Origin of the sequence: Edaphobacter bradus (genome assembly GCF_025685645.1) — a bacterium.
GTDB classification, from domain to species: domain Bacteria; phylum Acidobacteriota; class Terriglobia; order Terriglobales; family Acidobacteriaceae; genus Edaphobacter; species Edaphobacter bradus.
In genome coordinates this window covers 76,730-94,720 of sequence record NZ_JAGSYF010000002.1, presented here as the reverse complement: position 1 = coordinate 94,720, position 17,991 = coordinate 76,730, and the positions used below count along the sequence as shown (strand labels likewise).

General features: G+C 60.2%; 14 protein-coding genes. 9 read left to right on the top strand and 5 right to left on the bottom strand.

The features are described from left to right. Positions 1-2 precede the first annotated feature (2 nt). The gene (locus tag OHL16_RS06580; RefSeq protein WP_263366318.1) at positions 3-1,331 is read left to right on the top strand and encodes a M48 family metallopeptidase; all 1,329 of its coding nucleotides are present in this window, start codon (positions 3-5) and stop codon (positions 1,329-1,331) included. A 47-nt stretch (positions 1,332-1,378) separates the two neighbouring features. After that, entirely contained in the window at positions 1,379-1,723 is a 345-nt protein-coding gene (locus tag OHL16_RS06575) for an HIT domain-containing protein (protein WP_263366317.1), read from the top strand. 70 nt (positions 1,724-1,793) lie between these two features. Here OHL16_RS06575 and OHL16_RS06570 read toward each other — a convergent pair whose 3' ends face one another. Continuing rightward, positions 1,794-2,882: a response regulator gene (locus OHL16_RS06570; RefSeq protein WP_263366316.1), complete on the bottom strand. Its 1,089-nt coding sequence runs from the start codon at positions 2,880-2,882 to the stop codon at positions 1,794-1,796. Positions 2,883-3,960: 1,078 nt separating this feature from the next. Here OHL16_RS06570 and OHL16_RS06565 point away from each other — a divergent pair. Beyond that, positions 3,961-4,683 carry an OmpH family outer membrane protein gene (locus OHL16_RS06565; RefSeq protein WP_263366315.1) on the top strand — a complete coding sequence of 241 codons (723 nt, stop codon included), beginning with the start codon at positions 3,961-3,963 and terminating at the stop codon, positions 4,681-4,683. Between the two features lie 85 nt (positions 4,684-4,768). After that, entirely contained in the window at positions 4,769-5,467 is a 699-nt protein-coding gene (locus tag OHL16_RS06560; RefSeq protein WP_263366314.1) for an OmpH family outer membrane protein, read from the top strand. Between the two features lie 331 nt (positions 5,468-5,798). Here the strand turns inward: OHL16_RS06560 and lepA are convergent, their stop codons facing one another. Continuing rightward, a complete protein-coding gene (lepA, locus tag OHL16_RS06555; RefSeq protein ID WP_263366313.1) occupies positions 5,799-7,601 on the bottom strand; it encodes a translation elongation factor 4 in 1,803 nt (600 codons plus the stop codon). 158 nt (positions 7,602-7,759) lie between these two features. Here lepA and OHL16_RS06550 point away from each other — a divergent pair, with 158 nt between their 5' ends. Both OHL16_RS06550 and OHL16_RS06545 read left to right on the top strand, forming a co-directional pair. Then, positions 7,760-9,622 (top strand): lytic transglycosylase domain-containing protein, encoded by a 1,863-nt coding sequence (locus tag OHL16_RS06550; protein ID WP_263366312.1) that lies wholly within the window; start codon positions 7,760-7,762, stop codon positions 9,620-9,622. A 162-nt stretch (positions 9,623-9,784) separates the two neighbouring features. Then, complete coding sequence (locus tag OHL16_RS06545) at positions 9,785-10,489, top strand: hypothetical protein (RefSeq protein ID WP_263366311.1); 705 nt, start codon at positions 9,785-9,787, stop codon at positions 10,487-10,489. Between the two features lie 80 nt (positions 10,490-10,569). Here OHL16_RS06545 and OHL16_RS06540 read toward each other — a convergent pair whose 3' ends face one another. From OHL16_RS06540 to OHL16_RS06530, 3 genes are all read right to left on the bottom strand, one after another. Continuing rightward, on the bottom strand, positions 10,570-11,112 hold the full coding sequence (locus tag OHL16_RS06540; RefSeq protein ID WP_263367420.1) for a peroxiredoxin: 543 nt from the start codon (positions 11,110-11,112) through the stop codon (positions 10,570-10,572). Between the two features lie 152 nt (positions 11,113-11,264). Then, positions 11,265-11,651 (bottom strand): DUF1634 domain-containing protein, encoded by a 387-nt coding sequence (locus tag OHL16_RS06535; RefSeq protein WP_263366310.1) that lies wholly within the window; start codon positions 11,649-11,651, stop codon positions 11,265-11,267. Further along, positions 11,648-12,487 (bottom strand): sulfite exporter TauE/SafE family protein, encoded by an 840-nt coding sequence (locus OHL16_RS06530; protein ID WP_263366309.1) that lies wholly within the window; start codon positions 12,485-12,487, stop codon positions 11,648-11,650. Before OHL16_RS06530 ends, OHL16_RS06535 begins: the two co-directional genes overlap by 4 nt. A gap of 98 nt (positions 12,488-12,585) precedes the next feature. Here OHL16_RS06530 and OHL16_RS06525 point away from each other — a divergent pair, with 98 nt between their 5' ends. The 3 genes from OHL16_RS06525 (at position 12,586) to OHL16_RS06515 (ending at position 17,877) form a co-directional block, all read left to right on the top strand. Beyond that, positions 12,586-13,539: an oxidoreductase gene (locus OHL16_RS06525; RefSeq protein WP_263366308.1), complete on the top strand. Its 954-nt coding sequence runs from the start codon at positions 12,586-12,588 to the stop codon at positions 13,537-13,539. A 75-nt stretch (positions 13,540-13,614) separates the two neighbouring features. Further along, entirely contained in the window at positions 13,615-14,076 is a 462-nt protein-coding gene (locus tag OHL16_RS06520) for a DUF1810 domain-containing protein (protein WP_263366307.1), read from the top strand. 168 nt (positions 14,077-14,244) lie between these two features. Beyond that, complete coding sequence (locus tag OHL16_RS06515; RefSeq protein WP_263366306.1) at positions 14,245-17,877, top strand: carboxypeptidase-like regulatory domain-containing protein; 3,633 nt, start codon at positions 14,245-14,247, stop codon at positions 17,875-17,877. Positions 17,878-17,991: the final 114 nt, after the last annotated feature.

Here is a 17,991-nt window from a genome sequence, read left to right as displayed (position 1 = left end):
CGATGAATCTACGCGCCCTCGTTTTGCTGCTCGTCTCCTTCGTCACGGTCTTTGCTGTACCTTTTCTCCGGGCTCAAGCGCAGCCTGCGGCCAATGTTCGAACTGGCGCACAGGTTCGGCCGGCTGACGGTAAGCCAGCTTACTCTCTGCCGCCGGAGACACTGCGGAAGGCCGTCACCTTCTCCCACAGCCGCATCGCACTCGACTTTCTTTCGAGCGGTTGGGGCATTCTGCAGCTCATCCTTCTGCTGGGGCTCGGCATCATCGCCCGAATGAGGAACTTTGCTGTCGCGGTCAGCAGGAATCGCTGGGCGCAAGGTTTCGTCTTCACCTTTCTGCTGCTGCTCGTCACTACGCTGCTCACGCTGCCGCTCGACATGGTTGGCCACCACACTGCAGTCGAGTACGGCCTCTCCGTGCAAGGGTGGGGAAGCTGGTTCTGGGACATGGCCAAGACGTTTGCCCTTGCCTTCGTCTTCGGAGGGCTGCTGGTTATGCTGCTCTTCTGGGTCATTCGCAGATCGCCTTCGCGGTGGTGGTTCTGGTTCTGGATTCCGGCGGTGGCGGTGACCGTTTTCGCGGTCTTCGTTGCGCCCATCTTCCTCGATCCGCTCTTCAACACCTTCGAGTCGCTGGGCAAGACCGACCCCGCACTTGTGGCCCGGCTTGAGCAGGTGGTTCAGCGCGGCGGCATCGAGATTCCTCCGGACAGGATGTTTCTGATGAAGGCCAGCGAGAAGGTCACGACGCTCAACGCGTATGTCACCGGCATCGGGGCCTCGAAGCGGGTTGTCGTGTGGGACAACACCATCAGCCATGCCACGCCTGACGAGATCAGCTACATCTTCGGCCACGAGATGGGCCACTACGTCCTGAACCACATTTACAAGACGCTGGCGTTCCTCAGCGTGCTTATGCTGGTGGAGTTCTATCTCGGGTATCGCTGCGTTGGCGGGCTCATCCGGCGCTACGGCCGCACGCGATGGCAGATCGATTCGCAGCACGATTGGGGCGCTCTCGCTGTACTTCTGCTGGTCTTTTCTGTGCTCTCGTTTCTGGGAGAGCCCATCATCAATGCTTACAGCCGCGCGCAGGAGCATGCCGCCGACGTCTACGGCCAGGAGGCCATCCACGGCATCGTTGCCGACCCGCAATCCACAGCGCAGCAGAGCTTTCAATTACTCGGTGAGCTCTCATTGAGCGAGCCGGATCCGAACCCGTTCGTCGTCTTCTGGAGCTTCAGCCATCCTTCGATCAGCAGCCGCGCGACCTTCGCCCTTCGGTACAACCCCTGGTCGCAGGGGGAGCATCCGAGGTACTTTCAGAAGTGAAGGCTTGAGAAGCGTATGGGGGGATTCGCTTGAAATCGAAACCTAACATGTCTGCCGACTGTGTGTTCTGCAAGATCGTCGCTGGCGAGATTCCGGCCAACCGGGTGTTTGAAGACCAGTTGTGCATCGGCTTTCCCGACATCAACCCCCAGGCCCCAACTCACCTGATCATCATCCCGAAGGAGCACATCGTCTCGCAGGCCAGGGCGCTTGCCGAGCACAAGTCTCTGCTGGGCCACCTGTTGGCCGCAGCAGCAGACCTGGCGCGCTTGCAGAAGCTCGATAAGGGTTACCGCGTCGTGGTCAACACAGGCGATGACGGCGGCCAGACGGTGCATCATCTGCACCTGCATCTGCTGGGCGGCCGCACCATGCACTGGCCTCCGGGCTAGAGGCGCTGAAAGGCGCAGGGCGCGCCATGAAGCCCATGACGCGCCCTATCACCACCCGGAGTTGATTCCACTATTGGTTGAAGTTGTTGTCTTCCTCTTCCTCCGTGCCGTAGCGGCGCAGAAGGTTGGGAAGGTTCTGCGAGAAGGCAGCCCGCGGCATCACGGTGTCGCAGCCGGCCTCGGTCGCCTTAGCCTTCAGGTCGCCCTGCAGGTGCGAGAGGAAGCCGATGATGGAGGTTCCCTTCTTCAGCTTGGCCTTGAGCTTGGGAATCAGCGTCAGTGGCTTGGCGTTGGCGTTGTTCAGGTCGAAGACGATCAGTCCCGGCCTATCCTCCTCATCGCCCGATGTGAGCTGTGAGAGGACTTCCTTGTCGTTCTTCACGAACGCGACCTTGACTCCGAGTTTGCGGGCCGTCTCCTGAATCTTCGCCAGGAAGAACAGGTCTTCGATGAAGAAGTAGATCTTCGTTGGGGCATTCTCGTCGATCGGAATCGGCCTGCCAACGGAGTAGTCGATCGGGCCGGACTCGTTCAGAAGCGCTCGCGCGCCGCCACTATGTCCGTTGCGGCGTCCTCCGTAATTACCGTGCGTCTCGATGGTGGAGGGAGGCGCGTCGGCAAAGTTGCCGTTCACCTCGCGGTAGCTGTGGTCCATAGGACCGACAAAGCTGCGAGGCCCGCGCTGCTGCTTGCCACCCTTGCTCCGCTTGTAGGCGTTGTTGCCGGGCTGGTGTGAATCGCGGTCGCGGTAGCCCCCGCCGGACTCGGCGACATTTCCGGGGCTCTGCTGCGAGCCACGCTGGCGGTCACGGTCGCGATACTTCTTCTTCCAGCGCTTGCCACCCGAGTTCTGGCCGCCGTGGCTGGGCTGCTGCCCGCCCTGCTGCTGGAACGGCTGCGGCTGCGCTCCAGCCTGCATCGAGGGGACCTGTCCGCCGGGCTGGCCGCTCTGTTGGCTGTTCGGCTCGAAGCCTGTCTGCTGCGCGGCCGAGTCGAGGCCCTTGTTCTTGCGCTTCCGACGGCGACGGCGGCTGCTCTTGGACTGTCCCATGCCTGGGGGCACGGGCTGACCAGCGTATTGTGCGTCGCCATCCTGTTCGGAGGACGCTGGGGAACCCTGGTAGGACTGCACCTCGGGTACATTTTGCTCTGAAGTCATGCTTCCACTTCCTATTGCATCAAACGCAATTCGCGTTTCGTCCCACGCTGACAGCCAAAGCCTTCTCCGTGGAAACCACGAGGAGAGAATCAACCCGGTCTTTCAGCGTCGGAGGAAACGGTTTCAAGTTGTACTCAAAACGGACTTCTTGCCCTGCATCTCGCTGCGATCAGCGGCTCACTCAGCCGATGCTACGCGCAGCCTGGAACGCCTGATTCGGCCGTTCCCATCACCCTCATAACTGTTTTGCGACAGAGTCCGGCAAGTTCCGGTGCACTGTATCCTGTGCTTCCAGCCCCAATCTTACACGATAGCCCGGAAGGTCTGCACAGCGAACGGCACGCACCGCCAGTTCACGAAGCAAGCACAAGCGTACGCGTAATGGCTTCGGTTTGCAACTACTCTCTTGTGCAGGAACGATGTTTTCTTCGGCCTCTGATTTCAAATCCATGAAATATATAGGCTTGCCCAAATTCAAAAGAGTCGCCCATCGGGCGATGATCCCAACCAGAGTGGGGAAAGGCTGCTCCCGAAAGGGGAGCGGCCTTTCCGCCAAAGGTCAATGGCCAGTCACTGGCCTCCTGAAATTACTCCCCGGAGAGGAAGCTTGCCTCAACTTGGCGACACCTTCTAGCGGGTGTACTCGTGCATTGAGGCGATGCGGCATCACGCCAGAAATCCTGGCGCAAATCCGCACGATAGGCAAATGTGCAATCCTCATGCCAAACAGAACTGGTGGATTTTGTGGGATTTCTCATAGGGTTACGGGGGGCAGGTGGCCAGAAAACAGAAGAATGACTGGTCAATGCTCCATATTTCAGAAGAGTGATATTTGAGAAGAGTTTGTTTGACCCACTCTGGGGCGGGTCCTATAATCGCTCTTGTTCTGGAAGCCCTCTCGCTCCGTCGATTTTCCCATCGGACAATCGGGTGATCGAGGTATATGGTGACGCCGCTCCCCGGTGTGCGTCACTCTGAGTGGATGCAAGGAGCAAGGCAGGGCAGGCCCGGATGGTGCGACGAGGCACCGAAGGCCAATGAGCATTTGAACGATCTCCCAAGGAGTACCACACACCGCATGAATCGCAACGTTGCCTTTGCCTCCGCACTCGCGGCGGCGTTGACCACTGCCGCAGGGCTTGCACAGACGGCCAGCCCTCAGGCTCCGGCGGCTCCGGCCACCACTCCGGCCACCACTCCGGCCACCACTCCGGCCACGACTCCGGCTAGCGCTCCTGTTGCTCCACAGGCCATTCCGGCGAAGATCGCCGTCATTGAGTACGAACAGGTCGCCGCCGCCACCAACGAGGGGCAGCGTGCACTGCAAGAGATTCAGAAGAAGTACGAACCGAAGAAGACGCAGCTTGACGCCCTGGCCGGCGAGATCGACTCGCTGCAGAAGCAGCTTCAGGCCTCGGGGACCACGCTGTCTGAAGATGAGCGGGCCACCCGGTTGCGTGCGATCGATACCAAGCAGAAACAGTATCAGCGCGACGGCGACGACGCCAGCAACGCTTATAGCGCTGATGTACAGGAGGCGATCGGTAAGGTCGCCCAGAAGCTCGGGCCGGTCGTGATGAAGTATGTGCAGCAGAACGGATACACGATGCTGCTCGATAACAACGGCCAGCAACAGGGCGGCGGCCTGACTCTGCTGTGGGCGCCGGGCGCCGACATCTCGCAGGCGATCGTAGAGGCCTACAACGCCTCGTCCGGAGTTGCGGCTCCTCCGCCATCGGCTCCGTCGGCGACGCGTCCCCGGACGACGACACCTCCCCGGCCCGCGCCTACCAAGCAGTAAATTCCACTCCGTCCCTGATGGAGTGACTCGTCCTCCATCAGGCGACGGACAACAAGGCAAGACTCTGAAGGAGCATTCCAGACCTATGAATCGCACTCTTGTTCTCCTCTCCGCTCTCGGCGCGGGACTGTCCACGGCCGCTATAGCCCAGTCTGCAGCCGCACCCGCCGCTGCCGCACCTGTAGCGGCCGCTTCGGCTCCCGCCGCTCCTCCGCAGGCCGTTCCCGCCAAGATCGCGCTCGTCGCCTTCGAGCAGGCTGTCTTCGCCACCAATGAGGGCCAGCGTGCCGTTCAGGATGTGCAGAAGAAGTACGAGCCCAAGAAGCAGCAGATCGACGCTCTCGCGCAGGAGGTTGATTCGCTCAAGAAGCAACTTCAGAGCGCCCCTGCCACTCTCAGCGATGCAGATCGGGCTGCGCGCCTGAAGAGCATCGACACCAAAGAGAAGCAGCTCAACCGCGAAGCCGAGGACGCCAACACCGCGTACCAGACCGACCTGCAGGAGGCCTACGGTAAGGTGGCCCAGAAGGTCTCGGTGGCATTGAAGAACTATGTAGAGCAGAACGGGTACACGCTGCTGCTTGACGTCAGCAACCAGCAGACGAACAACGTGATGTGGGTCAACCCGAAGGAGAACATCGACATCACCCAGGCTGTGGTGAGTGCCTACAACGCCTCTTCGGGGGTCGCTGCTCCTCCTCCGACGGCTCCGTCGGCCTCCGCTCCGGTGCGTCCGCATCCCGCGGCCGGCACCACACCGAAGGCTGCTGCCCCAAAGCAGTAACTGGAGCGTCGTGCACGATCAAAAGGGAGGCCCGACAGGGCCTCCTTTTTCTATTGGAAATAAGTTCGCTAGCATCGAACAATGTGGAAAACACTGTGGATTTCCTGGTTGTGAGGCCCCGCGAGCTGTAACGGGATTGTGTCCGGCACCGCTCTGCTCCGTCCATCCTCCGATTGCGTAACTCTATGCGGGTAAATAAGTTGTGGCGTCAAGACTGTCCGTGCCGACGGTGCTTTTTCGGCAATCTGACAGCAAATTGAGGCACCTCAAGGGTTTCCACAGATGAAGATGAAAGCTGCATTACAGAATTCTGGATAACGGCAATCCGCGCCTACTCTTCGCCCACTTTCAGCACGGCGAGGAAGGCCTCCTGCGGGATGTCGACCTTGCCTATCCGCTTCATCCGCTTCTTGCCTTCTTTCTGCTTCTCGAGCAACTTGCGCTTGCGGCTGATGTCGCCGCCGTAGCACTTGGCGAGCACGTTTTTGCGGATGGCCGCGACGGTCTCGCGGGCGATGATCTTCGAGCCGATCGCCGCCTGAATCGCCACCTCGAACATCTGCCGTGGAATCAGCTCGCGCATCTTCGAGACCAACGCCTTGCCGCGCTCGTAGGCGAAGTCACGGTGCACGATGATGGAGAGCGCGTCGACCGGCTCTCCCGAGACAAGGATGTCCATCTTCACCATCGGCGAGACCCACATTCCTGCGAGGTGATAGTCGAGCGAGGCGTACCCGCGTGAGACCGACTTCAGCCTGTCGTAGAAGTCGAGAACGATCTCATTCAGCGGAAGCTCGTAGGTCAGCATCACGCGTGTCTCGGAGACGTACTCGAAGTTCTGCTGGCGGCCGCGCTTGTCCTCGACGAGCTTCAGGATTCCGCCAACATATTCTTCATTGGTGAGGATCTTCGCCGTGATGACAGGCTCTTCGATCTGCTCGATCTCACTGGGATCCGGCCAGCGCGAGGGATTGTCGACCTCGATGACAGAGCCGTCGGTCATCGTGATCTTGTAGCGCACGCCTGGAGCAGTGGTGATGAGGTCGAGGTTGTACTCGCGCTCCAGCCGCTCCTGAATGATCTCGAGGTGCAGCAGACCGAGGAAGCCGCAGCGGAATCCGAAGCCGAGCGCGGCGGAGGACTCAGGCTCGAAGTTGAAGGAGCTGTCGTTGAGCCGCAGCTTTTCGAGCGCATCGCGCAACATGCCGTGCTCGTGCGAGTCCACCGTGTAGAGTCCGGCGAAGACCATGCTCTTGATGTCTTCGAAGCCGGGCAGAGGTTCGGCGCAAGGGCGCTCGACATCGGTGATGGTGTCGCCAACCTTGGTGTCGGCGACGTTCTTGATAGTGGCGACGAAGAAGCCGACCTCGCCGGCTGAGAGCTCATCGAGCTCGACAGGCTTGGGAGTCATGACGCCCATGCTCTCGACATCGAATATCTTGCCGTTCGACATCAGCTTGATCTTCATTCCCTTGCGCAGCTTCCCGTTGATGACGCGAGCCAGCACGATGACGCCGCGGTATGCGTCGAACCAGGAGTCGAAGATCAGCGCCTGCAGTGGAGCCTCGGCGTCACCCTTGGGCGGAGGCAGTAGATGCACGACAGCCTCAAGGATTTCATCGACGTTCTGTCCCGTCTTGGCGGAGACCGGAATCGCATCATCAGCGGGAAGGCCGACGGACTTCTCGATCATCTCCTTGGTCCGCTCGATGTCGGCGCTGGGCAGGTCGATCTTGTTGATGATGGGGATGATCTCAAGTCCGTGTGAGATGGCGAGGTAGGCGTTCGCGAGTGTTTGCGCCTCGACGCCTTGCGAGGCATCGACCACCAGCAGCGCACCTTCGCATGAGGCAAGCGAGCGCGAGACCTCGTAGCTGAAGTCCACATGGCCGGGCGTGTCGATCAGGTTGAGCTGATAGGTCTCTCCGTCCTTTGCCTTGTACATCATGCGGACGGTGTGGGCCTTGATGGTGATGCCGCGTTCGCGCTCGAGATCCATCGCGTCCAGCACCTGCGCATGCATCTCGCGCGCCGTCAGCGAGCCGGTAAGCTCAAGCAGCCGGTCGGAGAGCGTGGACTTGCCATGATCGATGTGCGCGATGATCGCGAAGTTGCGGATGTGACTTGGATCCATACTGGGTGGGTGAATTCCTTCAACTTCTAATGTTAACACCCGCAGGACGTCCAAGCCCTTGCGCGACGCCGCATCCGAAGATGAATTTCAGGCGCATAAACGCAGTTCGAGAATGCATCAGTTTCCGGTCGCAATCCGTCTTACAATGAGCAGGAACAATGCAGCAGCGAGCTCGATACAAATGGGTGCGGCAATGGGCACTGGCGGCGATGTGTGCGCCGCTGGTGCTGCTGGCAGGGTGTCCGCAGAAACCGGCCGCTGCTCCAGGCAAGGTCCCCGCGCAGGCCACCGCTCCCTCGACTTCGCAGGCGGCGGGCGTTGCGACGGCCAGCAAGTCCACAACGCAGCAGCCTGCGGCGCATCCCGTTGAGAGCGCAGAACAGACGTATAAGGAGCAGCAGCTCATTAGTCGCGTCGAACAGACGTATCGCCGAGGTGTCGACAACTATCGTGCAGGTCATCTCGACGCCGCGCGGCAGGACTTCGACTCTGCCGTTGACGTCATGCTCACGAGTGGCATGGACCTGAAGGGCGACCCGCAGCTCTCCGACGAGTTTGAGCATCTGCTGGATGCGATCAACGCCCTCGAGCTGGCGGCGCTCAAGCAGGGCAATGGCCTCTCGCCTGTCCTCGAAGCCGCTCCGCTCGATACTGCGAACGAGGTCACCTTTCCTCCGAATGCGGCTCTCACCGCGCAGGTGGCCGCAGAGCTCAAGACGACGCAGTCTGACTTTCCCCTCGTCGTCAACGACTACGTTGCAGGCTTCATCAGCTACTTCACCAACTCGCAGGCGGGCCACGCGCATCTCCTGCGTTCGCTTGAGCGCGCAGGGAAGTACAAGGACATGATCCAGAAGGTCCTGCGCGAAGAGGGCGTTCCGCAGGACCTGATCTACCTCGCGGTCGCGGAGTCAGGCTTCCAGCCGCAGGCGCTCAATGTTCGCTCGGGCGCCGGAGGCATGTGGCAGTTCATGCCGTTTGCCGGATCGTACGGCCTTGCGCGCAATGGCTGGGTCGATGAGCGCTTCGATCCCGAGAAGTCTTCGCGAGCCTACGCGAAGTACATGAAATCGCTCTATGACCAGTTCGGCGACTGGTATCTCGCCATGGCTGCCTACGACTGGGGCCCGGGCAATGTGCAGCGCGCTGTGATGCGCACGGGCTACGCCGACTTCTGGGAGCTCTATCGGCGCGGCAATCTGCCCGGCGAGACGAGAAACTACGTGCCGGGCATCATCGCGGCGATTATTATGGCGAAGAATCCGGCGCAGTATGGTCTCGACAGTGTCGTGCCGGAGCCGGCAGTGCTCTCCGACAAGGTCACGATCGACTATCCGATTGATCTGCGTCTGGTCGCCGACGTGACTGGGGCGACGCTGCAGGAGATTGTCGCGCTCAACCCGAGCCTTCTGCGCATGAGCACGCCGCAGGACACCCCCTTCGACCTGCACGTTCCGCTGGGGACGCATGACGTCTATCTAGATCGCATTAAGGAGATTCCCGAGGACAAGCGCAGCACCTGGCGCTTCCACGTCGTTCGCTCCGGCGAGTCGCTCGACGCCATCGCGAACATGCTGCACGCGCGCGCCAGTGAGATCGCACAGGTGAACAGCATCGCCGCGGGCGATCCTGTGGACACAGGCGACGAGCTTGTCGTCCCCGTCGCCAGTCCTTCGAGCACGCACCCGCAGCATTACCGAGTGCTCCGGGGTGACACGCTTATCACCGTCGCGGACCGCTTCGGCGTCTCTGCGGAGGACCTCCGGCGCTGGAATCATCTCTCCTCCAACACGATCCATCCCGGCAGCACGATCACCGTCGCCGAGCCTGTGAGGCTTGCGCCGAGCGTACGCGCGCGCTCCAAGGCCTCGAGCAGAAGATCTGCATCTCACGGAGCGCCGTCGCATGTGGGGTACAACTCAACCAGGAGCGCGGGCGCGCACCACCGCTCATCGAGCAAGAGCGGAGGCGCAAAATCGAAGAGCGCCTCTTCCAATTCGAGACGGAGAGCTGCACGATAAGCTACCTCGCACAAAAGAGTGCTTGCGTTTACTGGCAGATAAGGGCATCCTGTTGCTAGAATTCCGTGCCGAAGGTGCAATGAACTTTCTTCTACATCGAAGAAATGTTCGAAACCGGCCGGAAAATGTGGTGGGAAGGAAAGCAGCAGAGGATAGGCGACAATGACGTTCGACGACACGATCAGGTTCCACGCAGCTGCCTCAGACGACGATTACATGTTCAGCGATGAGAGCGACGACGATCTCTCCAACAGCTTTGATCACGACGACGAAGAAGAGGAGGTTATTGTGACCTCCGAAAACGGCGGAGTGACCGAAGTGGAAACCCACGCCGAGGAAGCCGTCATCTTTGCGCCACCGCCGTCACCTGTGGCCCCCTACACGCCTCCCACGAAGGCATCCAAGCCGCCGGTGAGCAGCGAGGCCCTTGCAGCAGCAAAGGCTCCGAAGCCTGCAGCGAAGAAGGCTGCCCCAGCCAAGAAGGCGGCGGCGAAAGCCCCTGCGAAGAAGGCCGTGGCCAAGAAAGCTGTGAAGAAGGCAGCTCCGGCCAAGAAAGTGGTCAAAAAGGCCGCCAAGAAGGCTGTGAAGAAGACATTGAAATCTGCCGCGAAGAAGTCTGGTGCTCGGCGCGGTAAGGTCGCTCCTAAAAAAGCGGTCGTGAAAAAGAGCACAAAAAAATCAATCAAGAGAGGTACGACTTTGGCAACTAAGAAAGCAGCAAAGAAGGCAGTAAAGAAGGCGGTTAAGAAGGCTGTTGTTAAGAAGGCCGCCAAGAAGGCCATCAAGAAGGCTATCGTCAAGAAGGCCATCAAGAAGGCAATCGTCAAGCGGGCGGTCAAGAAGGCAATCGTCAAGAAGATGAGCTAAGAGTAACCCTGTACTAAGGCAAGCAAAAAGGCCCGGTCTGCTCAGAAAGAGCGCCCGGGCCTTTTTGCGTCTGTTGGAGTCTACTTCTTCTGCGCTGTGATCTCGGCCAGCACCTCTTCGCTATGTGTCTGCGGGTCGACCTTCGGCCAGACCTTGACCACCTTGCCAGCAGGCGAGATCAGGAAGGTCTGGCGGCTGGCGAACTTCATGTCGCCGTGCGTCATGACTGGAACACCGTACTCGTCTACGACCTTGTGGTCGGGATCGGCCAGCAGCTTGAAGCTGAAAGTGTCCTTCGCGCACCACGCCTTATGCCCCTCGACCGTGTCCAGGCTCACTCCGAGCACGACGGCATGCAGCGCGTCGTACTTGGCCATGTCACGCTGGAAGTTGTGCGCCTCAATCGTGCAGCCGGTGGTCTGGTCCTTGGGGTAAAAGTAAAGGACGACCCACTTGCCCTTATAGTCCTTCAGGCTTACCGGCTTGTCTTCCTGTGAGGGGAGAGTGAAGTTCGGCGCCGTTGCACCGACCTGAACTGTATCCGTGGCTGCGTTGAGCTTCAAACTGAAGCTGCCTGCTGCGACTACGCCTGCAATAACTGCGATCCACATACCCTTGCGCATCATGTCTTCCTCGTTTTCGGGATTCGTTCTTGGGGATTTCAATGAGAGTGTACGAATGAAAGTGCGCGCAGGACTCACCCCCGGCGTCGCTCATGGTGATTTTACTCTCGCTTAACGGGGCCTTGACCAGTCAATGACAAAACGGCAGGCGTTCAGACCCCATGCAGCAGGCCGAACATCAGCACGGCGAGCACAAAGAGGCTGATCGCAACGTACAGGCGGTCGCGCTCCATAGCGAATGCAATTACGGCGAAGACGACGCGCGCGATAGGGGTCGCAACCAGCAGCAGCACGCCGAACTGGATCAGTGCGGCGGCGTTGCCGGCTGCGACCTCCCGCAGCAGCGCGCCTGGATGCCGCAGCTCCGCCGGTTCGCTCACAAAAGTCCGATAGTTCACTGAGGTATGCGGATGTGCCTTGAGGTACAGCAGACCTCCCACCAGCACGACCGCCGAGGCCAGCAGCACGCCGGACTGCAACAGCCGGCCCATGATTGCGTCCATGCGCTGGTCATCGAAGGGCCTGCGTTCTTCGGTCATAGTTTGCCCATCCAGCCGTTAACGATCATCTCGACTCCCAGCGCCAGAATCACCAGCGTGAACACGGTGCGCAGCACGGAGACGCGCGCCCGCACCAGCAACCGCGCACCCAGCAGCGACCCGATCAAGACGCCCAGCATCACCGGGAAGGCGAGCCCCGGATCAATGTATCCGCGCTTCAGGTAAATCCCCGCGCTTGCCGCTGCCGTTACGCCGATCATGAAGTTGCTCGTTGTCGTCGAGACCTTGAAGGGGATTCGCATCACGCGGTCCATCGCCAGCACCTTCACCGCGCCGGAGCCGATTCCCAGCAGCCCTGAGAGAGTGCCAGCGCCGAACATCGTCGCGAAGCCTCCCGCGATGCGATCCACTTTGTAGGGAATCTGTCCGCCCTGCCCGTCCGGATACTGGCCCGAGAGCCGCAGCCGGTCCGACCACGGACTTGCCTTCCTCTCTCTGCCATCCTCGGGGTGTCCGTTCCTGCTCAGCCACGCGGAGTAGAGAAGCACCAGGCCAAAGATGATGGCCAGTGCCCGCGTCGGGGTTCGCGTCGCGAGAAGCGCGCCGAAGACCGCACCCAGTGTCGTGGCGACCTCGAGGAACATCCCTATCCGCACACTTGAGAAGCCCTCGCGCACATAGGCCGCTGCCGCTCCCGATGAGGTTGCGATGACTGAGATCAGTGATGCCCCGATCGCATAGCGAAGATCCACGTGGAGGACCAGCGTCAGCAGCGGGACCAGTACGACCCCGCCGCCTAGCCCGGTCAGCGCTCCCAGCATCCCGGCCAATGTGGAGCCGGCAAAGATCAGCATAGTAAATGGAAGGGCTGGCATCGCAGATTATTCTAGACGGGGATGCAACCTCGGCCTCGCACAAAAGAGTGAGTCTCCATGCCGCTAACAGGCGTCCTATACGCAGAAGAGACAGGCCCATGAGCAAGCCATGGATGGCTGAAGACATTCCCTCGCAGGTTGGCCGGCGGTTCCTGATCACCGGCGGCAACAGCGGCATCGGCTACCACGCTGCGCTCAAGCTCGCGCGCAAGGGAGCGCAGGTGCTTCTGGCGTGCCGCAACCGCAGCAAGGGCGAGGCTGCCGTGGCGCAGCTCGCCGAAGAGGCCCCTGGAGGCCACGTCGAGCTGGCGCTGCTCGACCTCGCTTCGCTGGAGAGCGTGCGGCAGTTTGCGGCTGAGGAGATCGCCCGCAGGCGTCCACTGCATGTGCTCATCAACAACGCAGGCGTCCTGGCGCCGCCGCGCCGCCGAGAGACCACCGAAGGTTTCGAGGTGCAGTTCGGCACCAACGTCCTCGGGCACTTTGCTCTGACGGGCCTCCTGTTGCCCGCACTGCAACTCACGGCCTCACATTCCGGTGAGCGTCCGCGCATCGTCACGATCGCCTCCATCGCACACAAACGCGGCGGGATCAACTTCGACGATCTGCAATCCACACGCTCGTATTCGTCCATGAAGTCCTACCAGCAGTCCAAGCTCGCCAACCTTATGCTTTCGCTAGAGCTGAGCCGCCGCCTGCGGGCTGCCTCCTGGCCAATCATCAGCGTTGCGGCTCACCCCGGAGTAGCTGATACAAACATTTTCAAGAAAGAAGACTACTCTCCGTTTGAGAAGGCTGTGCGCAACATGATGGGCCACGTCATTGGCACGTTCCTCAACACGGATGCCGAAGGCGCGCTGCCCACGCTCTACGCGGCCACCTCGCCCGACGTCGCAGACGGTGGTTACTACGGCCCACAGGGCTTTCAGGAGATGCGCGGCGAGACCGTCGGCCCGGCGAAGATCGCGCCTGCAGCCCGGGACCAGGCAGCGGCGGCAAGACTCTGGGGTATCTGCGAGGAGCTCACCGGCGTTCGTTACCTCGATCGCTAAGCACGCCGAACTGCTTGACGCATACGATCGCGCGGGCGCAGGATTTGCCTGTCTCTGGTCCAGAGGTGTGTCGCTATGCCCGCCGATTCCTTCGATCTTCAGCGCTTCATTGATGCCCAGGAACAGGTCTACCCGCAGGTGCTCGCCGAACTCCGCGCCGGCCGCAAGCGCAGCCATTGGATATGGTTCATCTTTCCGCAAATTGCCGGGCTTGGCTCAAGCCCTACATCCCAGCACTTTGCTCTCAAGTCGATCGCAGAGGCGGGGGCCTATCTTGAGCATCCCGTGCTGGGCCCGCGCCTGCGTGAGTGCACGCAGCTTGTGCTTGAGATTCACAACCGGATGCAAGGCCGCGCGATCGACAAAATCCTGGGCGACCCGGACGATCTGAAGTTCTGGTCCTCGATGACTCTTTTCGCGGAGGCCACAACGGAGAATCGGCTCTTTCTCGACGCAATTGCAACGTATTTCGCAGGCCAGCCGGACACGAATACGCTCAGGTTGCTCCGCGTCCTATCCTCAGAGGGACAGCGGTAAGAGCGAAGCGACGGCGATTTTCGCAAACGATTCACAGATTTGTGACCGCCCCATCTTGCAAATTCAGTTATCGGTTACGTATGCTCTCCTGCCGTCCGCGCATGGAAGGCTCAACTGCAGCGAACAATCACAACACGACTTTCAGGTAGTTCATCAGGAGGCTCTTTTATGTTCCAAATGAAACGTGCTGGAAAGATCATTCCGGCCTGTATCTTTCTTCTGTTGCTGGTGACTGGATTTGTACCGGTAGCCCTGTATGCTCAGGTAGATACTGGCGGCGTCACCGGTACCGTTACCGACCCAACTGGAGCGGCCGTCCCAGGCGCTCAGATTACCCTCACCAATCCGTCAACCGGTATCTCGCTCACGGCGCAGTCCACAGCGACTGGCAGTTACACAGTTTCCGGCGTGCGAACGGGAACCTATGTCCTTAAGGCCGAGGCACCGGGCTTCCGGACCTTCACCGTAATCGGTGTCGAAGTACACATCCAGAACATCCTGACGATCGACGTCAAGTTCGAGGCTGGCCAAGTCACGCAGCAGGTTGAGGTCACGGCCTCGGCTCCTCTGCTACAGGCCGAGAATGGATCGGTCGGACAGACGATCCGGACGCAGACCGTAAACGATCTCCCGCTGCAGGGCCGAAATTGGACTTCGCTCTCACAGCTCTCGGCTGGCGTCACCACAGCGCCTCCTGGCCAGCCAAGCTCAGACTCAGGCGCTTCGTCCAGCGCCTTCTTCGTGGTTGACGGCGCCAACTTGTGGCAGAACGACTTTAGGCTCAATGGCATCAACGACAACATTGAGATGTACGGGGGCTCCTCCGTCAATAGCAACGCCACCATCACGCCTCCTCCGGACGCCATCGAGGAGTTCAAGCTGCAGAACGGCAACTTCAGCGCCGAGTTTGGGCACTCCACCGGCGGAGTGGTGAATGCCACCACCAAGTCTGGCACCAATCGCTTTCACGGTGACGTGTGGGAATACGTCCGCAACGACGTCTTCAACGCGAACCTCTTCTTCAACAAGCTTAACCAAAAGGCACGGCCGGAATACCGCCAGAACATCTTCGGCGCCACCATCGGCGGCCCGATCGTTCGCGACAAGACGTTCTTCTTCTTTGCCTACCAGGGACAGCGGTACGTGCTGCCCTCTCCTGCCACAAGCACTGTGCCCACCGCGGCGATGGTGAACAGCGGCTTTACCAACCTGCAGGACCTGATTACCTACAACAGCGGCACGGGCACGGACGCTCTCGGTCGCGTCATCCCGCACGGCACCGTCCTCGACCCGGCGACGACGCGCCAGATTCCTGCCTCGGGCGTGGATCCTATTACCGGCCTGAGCGGAACTGCGGGCAGCTATGTGCGCGATCCGTTCTATACCGGGAGCCTGGCCGGGAAGACCACGTTCGTCGGCGCCACCTCGCAGCTCAACATCATTCCGGCCAGCCGTATCGACCCCAATGCCGTGAAGCTGCTCGGGGTCTATCCCACGGCGACCGCCTCGGGTCTTAACAATAACTTTTTCTGGTCTCCCAGAACCGTGACCAATGTCGATACCTATGACCTGCGCATCGACGAGCACATCAACGACAAGAACATCCTGAACGGAACCTATGACCGCAGCCTCTACTCGTCTGCGGTTCCGTCGGCGCTGCCTAACCGGGCCGTGGGTCAGTCGGGAGGGCGCAACGATAGCTTCCCGGCCTATGCCTTCGCGGTTGGATACACCCACGTCTTTACAACGACCCTAACCAACGAAATGCATGTCGGCATGATGCACGCAGACAAGTTGCAGCGGTCGGTCTTTGGAAACACGATGGGAATTCCCGCTGAGTATGGCATCCAGGGCATTCCGCAGGTTGCCAATAACGGCGGAATTCCTCCGATCAACATCAACGGCCTGACCCACATCGGTGTCGGCAATTTCACCCCGACGCTCCAGTACGTCTACAGCATCGAAGGAGCCGACAGCGTCACCAAGGTCTACCGCAACCATGCCTTCAAGATGGGGGTGCAGGTCGACGACATCGAAGGCGACATCTCCCAGCCACCCCAGGGCAGGGGATTTATGACCTATAGCGGCCAATATTCCGATATCCCGAACAAGAACAGCAACCTCACTGGCCTCGGCGATATGCTGCTCGTCCCAATCGCTTCTACAGTTGGTGGCGTAAAGAACGTAGGCGGGCTGGGCACCTTCTCCGGGTCGAACATCTCCGCGACCGACGATCATCGCTGGTACATCGGTGCCTACTTCCAAGATGACTGGAAGATTACGCCGGACCTGACGCTGAACCTCGGCCTCCGTTGGGATTACTTCACGCCCTATGCCGAGAGCTCTGGCCGGCAGGCGAACTTCGTCGCCAACGGCGGAAACGGCAACACCGGCACCTACTACATATCGAATAAGGGGTGCGCAGTGTCGCGTTCCGCATCCTTCGACGCTCTGCTGGTGAGCAGCAACATCACACTCAAGTGCGTCTCAGGCCTTACTCTGGGCAATGCGCAGAAGACGAACTTCGCTCCGCGTCTTGGCTTTGCTTATCGTGTCAATCCGACGCTCGCGGTCCGCGGAGGATACGGCATTGCCTATGGTGCGCTCGGAAACCTGGGTTACGGCGGAACTCTCGGCACCAACTATCCATTTGTCTACACCTCCACCTTCCCCAGCCCCGACTCGCAGCATCCGATCGTGCTTCCCAATGGAGCAACGGCGACCATGGAGAGCGCATTCGCCCAGATCAACATCTCCGACCCCACGGTCAACAGCGGGCAGGGACTGAATCTGTACGGGCGGCAGTATGACTTCAAGACTCCCTACATTCAGTCTTTCAATCTGACAGTCCAGGACCAGTTCACCAACCACGACTCCATCCAGATCGCATACGTCGGATCGACCGGCCGTCACCTGGACAACCTCGGGTACTTCAACTCACCGAGCCAGCTTCTCCCTCCCAGCGCCAACCCTCAGAACTACGTTCCGTTCCCGAGCTTTGCCAGGAACGCAACCTACGAGACGACCAATGCAACCAGCAGTTACAACTCGCTGCAGGTGACCTACGAGCGCCAACTTGGCGCCGGTCTGAGTGTTCTCGCGAACTACACCTACAGCAAGTGCCTGACCGACCAGCACACGCAGGCCTCGCAGAACCAGCAGTACAGGGCCGAATGGCTTCCCGGCTTCGGCATCGCAGCCGACTACGGGCTCTGCGATACCGACGCTACCAACGTGGTCCACGGCTCCGGATCGTATGCGCTGCCCTTCGGCCACGGCCGCGAGTGGCTGGGCAATGCCAACAAGCTCACGGACCTGGCGGTTGGCGGATGGAACGTCAACTTCATCTACACCTACCAGACCGGTCAGCCGTTCACAGTAAACTGCCCAATTGCCACCTCTGCGTTTGGCTGCTTTGCCAATGTCGTTCCGGGCGCAAACATCTACGGCGGCAAGCACAACTACTCGCAGTGGCTGAACCCCCAGGCATTTGCTCAGCCGGCTGCTGCAACGGCGATCGGGCAATCCAACTACGCTCCGCTTGGCGGAGGCCCGCAGCAGGCTCGCGGTCCTCATTTCACCAACCTCGATGCCTCGATCCTCAAGGACTTCACCGTTACCGAGACGGTCAGGCTGCAGTTCCGGGCCGAGGCATTCAACGCAACCAACACTACGCCGCTGGCGCAGCCAGCAACAGGAACCCTGAACTTCCTCACCACAAACTTCAGCTCAATCACCAGCGCCAGAGGGGGACCCAATGCCTCCCGGCGCCTACAACTCGCTATGAAGCTGTTCTTCTAAACCAGATGTTGTACAGGCAGTCAGCGGGCGCGGGAGGAGCACATGCCTCCTGCGTCTTTTTTGTTACATCACCAGACGCTTCGGCAGCGCATGGTGTACGCCCTGCGTCAATTT

What these genes read in the sequence shown, in the direction of transcription:
- OHL16_RS06560 (WP_263366314.1), top strand. Translation starts at nt 4,769, where the DNA reads ATGAATCGCACTCTTGTTCTCCTCTCCGCTCTCGGCGCGGGACTGTCC.
- OHL16_RS06525 (WP_263366308.1), top strand. Translation starts at nt 12,586, where the DNA reads ATGAGCAAGCCATGGATGGCTGAAGACATTCCCTCGCAGGTTGGCCGG.
- OHL16_RS06535 (WP_263366310.1), bottom strand. Translation starts at nt 11,651, where the DNA reads ATGACCGAAGAACGCAGGCCCTTCGATGACCAGCGCATGGACGCAATC.
- OHL16_RS06550 (WP_263366312.1), top strand. Translation starts at nt 7,760, where the DNA reads ATGCAGCAGCGAGCTCGATACAAATGGGTGCGGCAATGGGCACTGGCG.
- OHL16_RS06545 (WP_263366311.1), top strand. Translation starts at nt 9,785, where the DNA reads ATGACGTTCGACGACACGATCAGGTTCCACGCAGCTGCCTCAGACGAC.
- OHL16_RS06570 (WP_263366316.1), bottom strand. Translation starts at nt 2,882, where the DNA reads ATGACTTCAGAGCAAAATGTACCCGAGGTGCAGTCCTACCAGGGTTCC.
- OHL16_RS06540 (WP_263367420.1), bottom strand. Translation starts at nt 11,112, where the DNA reads ATGCGCAAGGGTATGTGGATCGCAGTTATTGCAGGCGTAGTCGCAGCA.
- OHL16_RS06530 (WP_263366309.1), bottom strand. Translation starts at nt 12,487, where the DNA reads ATGCCAGCCCTTCCATTTACTATGCTGATCTTTGCCGGCTCCACATTG.
- OHL16_RS06575 (WP_263366317.1), top strand. Translation starts at nt 1,379, where the DNA reads ATGTCTGCCGACTGTGTGTTCTGCAAGATCGTCGCTGGCGAGATTCCG.
- OHL16_RS06580 (WP_263366318.1), top strand. Translation starts at nt 3, where the DNA reads ATGAATCTACGCGCCCTCGTTTTGCTGCTCGTCTCCTTCGTCACGGTC.
- OHL16_RS06520 (WP_263366307.1), top strand. Translation starts at nt 13,615, where the DNA reads ATGCCCGCCGATTCCTTCGATCTTCAGCGCTTCATTGATGCCCAGGAA.
- lepA (WP_263366313.1), bottom strand. Translation starts at nt 7,601, where the DNA reads ATGGATCCAAGTCACATCCGCAACTTCGCGATCATCGCGCACATCGAT.
- OHL16_RS06515 (WP_263366306.1), top strand. Translation starts at nt 14,245, where the DNA reads ATGTTCCAAATGAAACGTGCTGGAAAGATCATTCCGGCCTGTATCTTT.
- OHL16_RS06565 (WP_263366315.1), top strand. Translation starts at nt 3,961, where the DNA reads ATGAATCGCAACGTTGCCTTTGCCTCCGCACTCGCGGCGGCGTTGACC.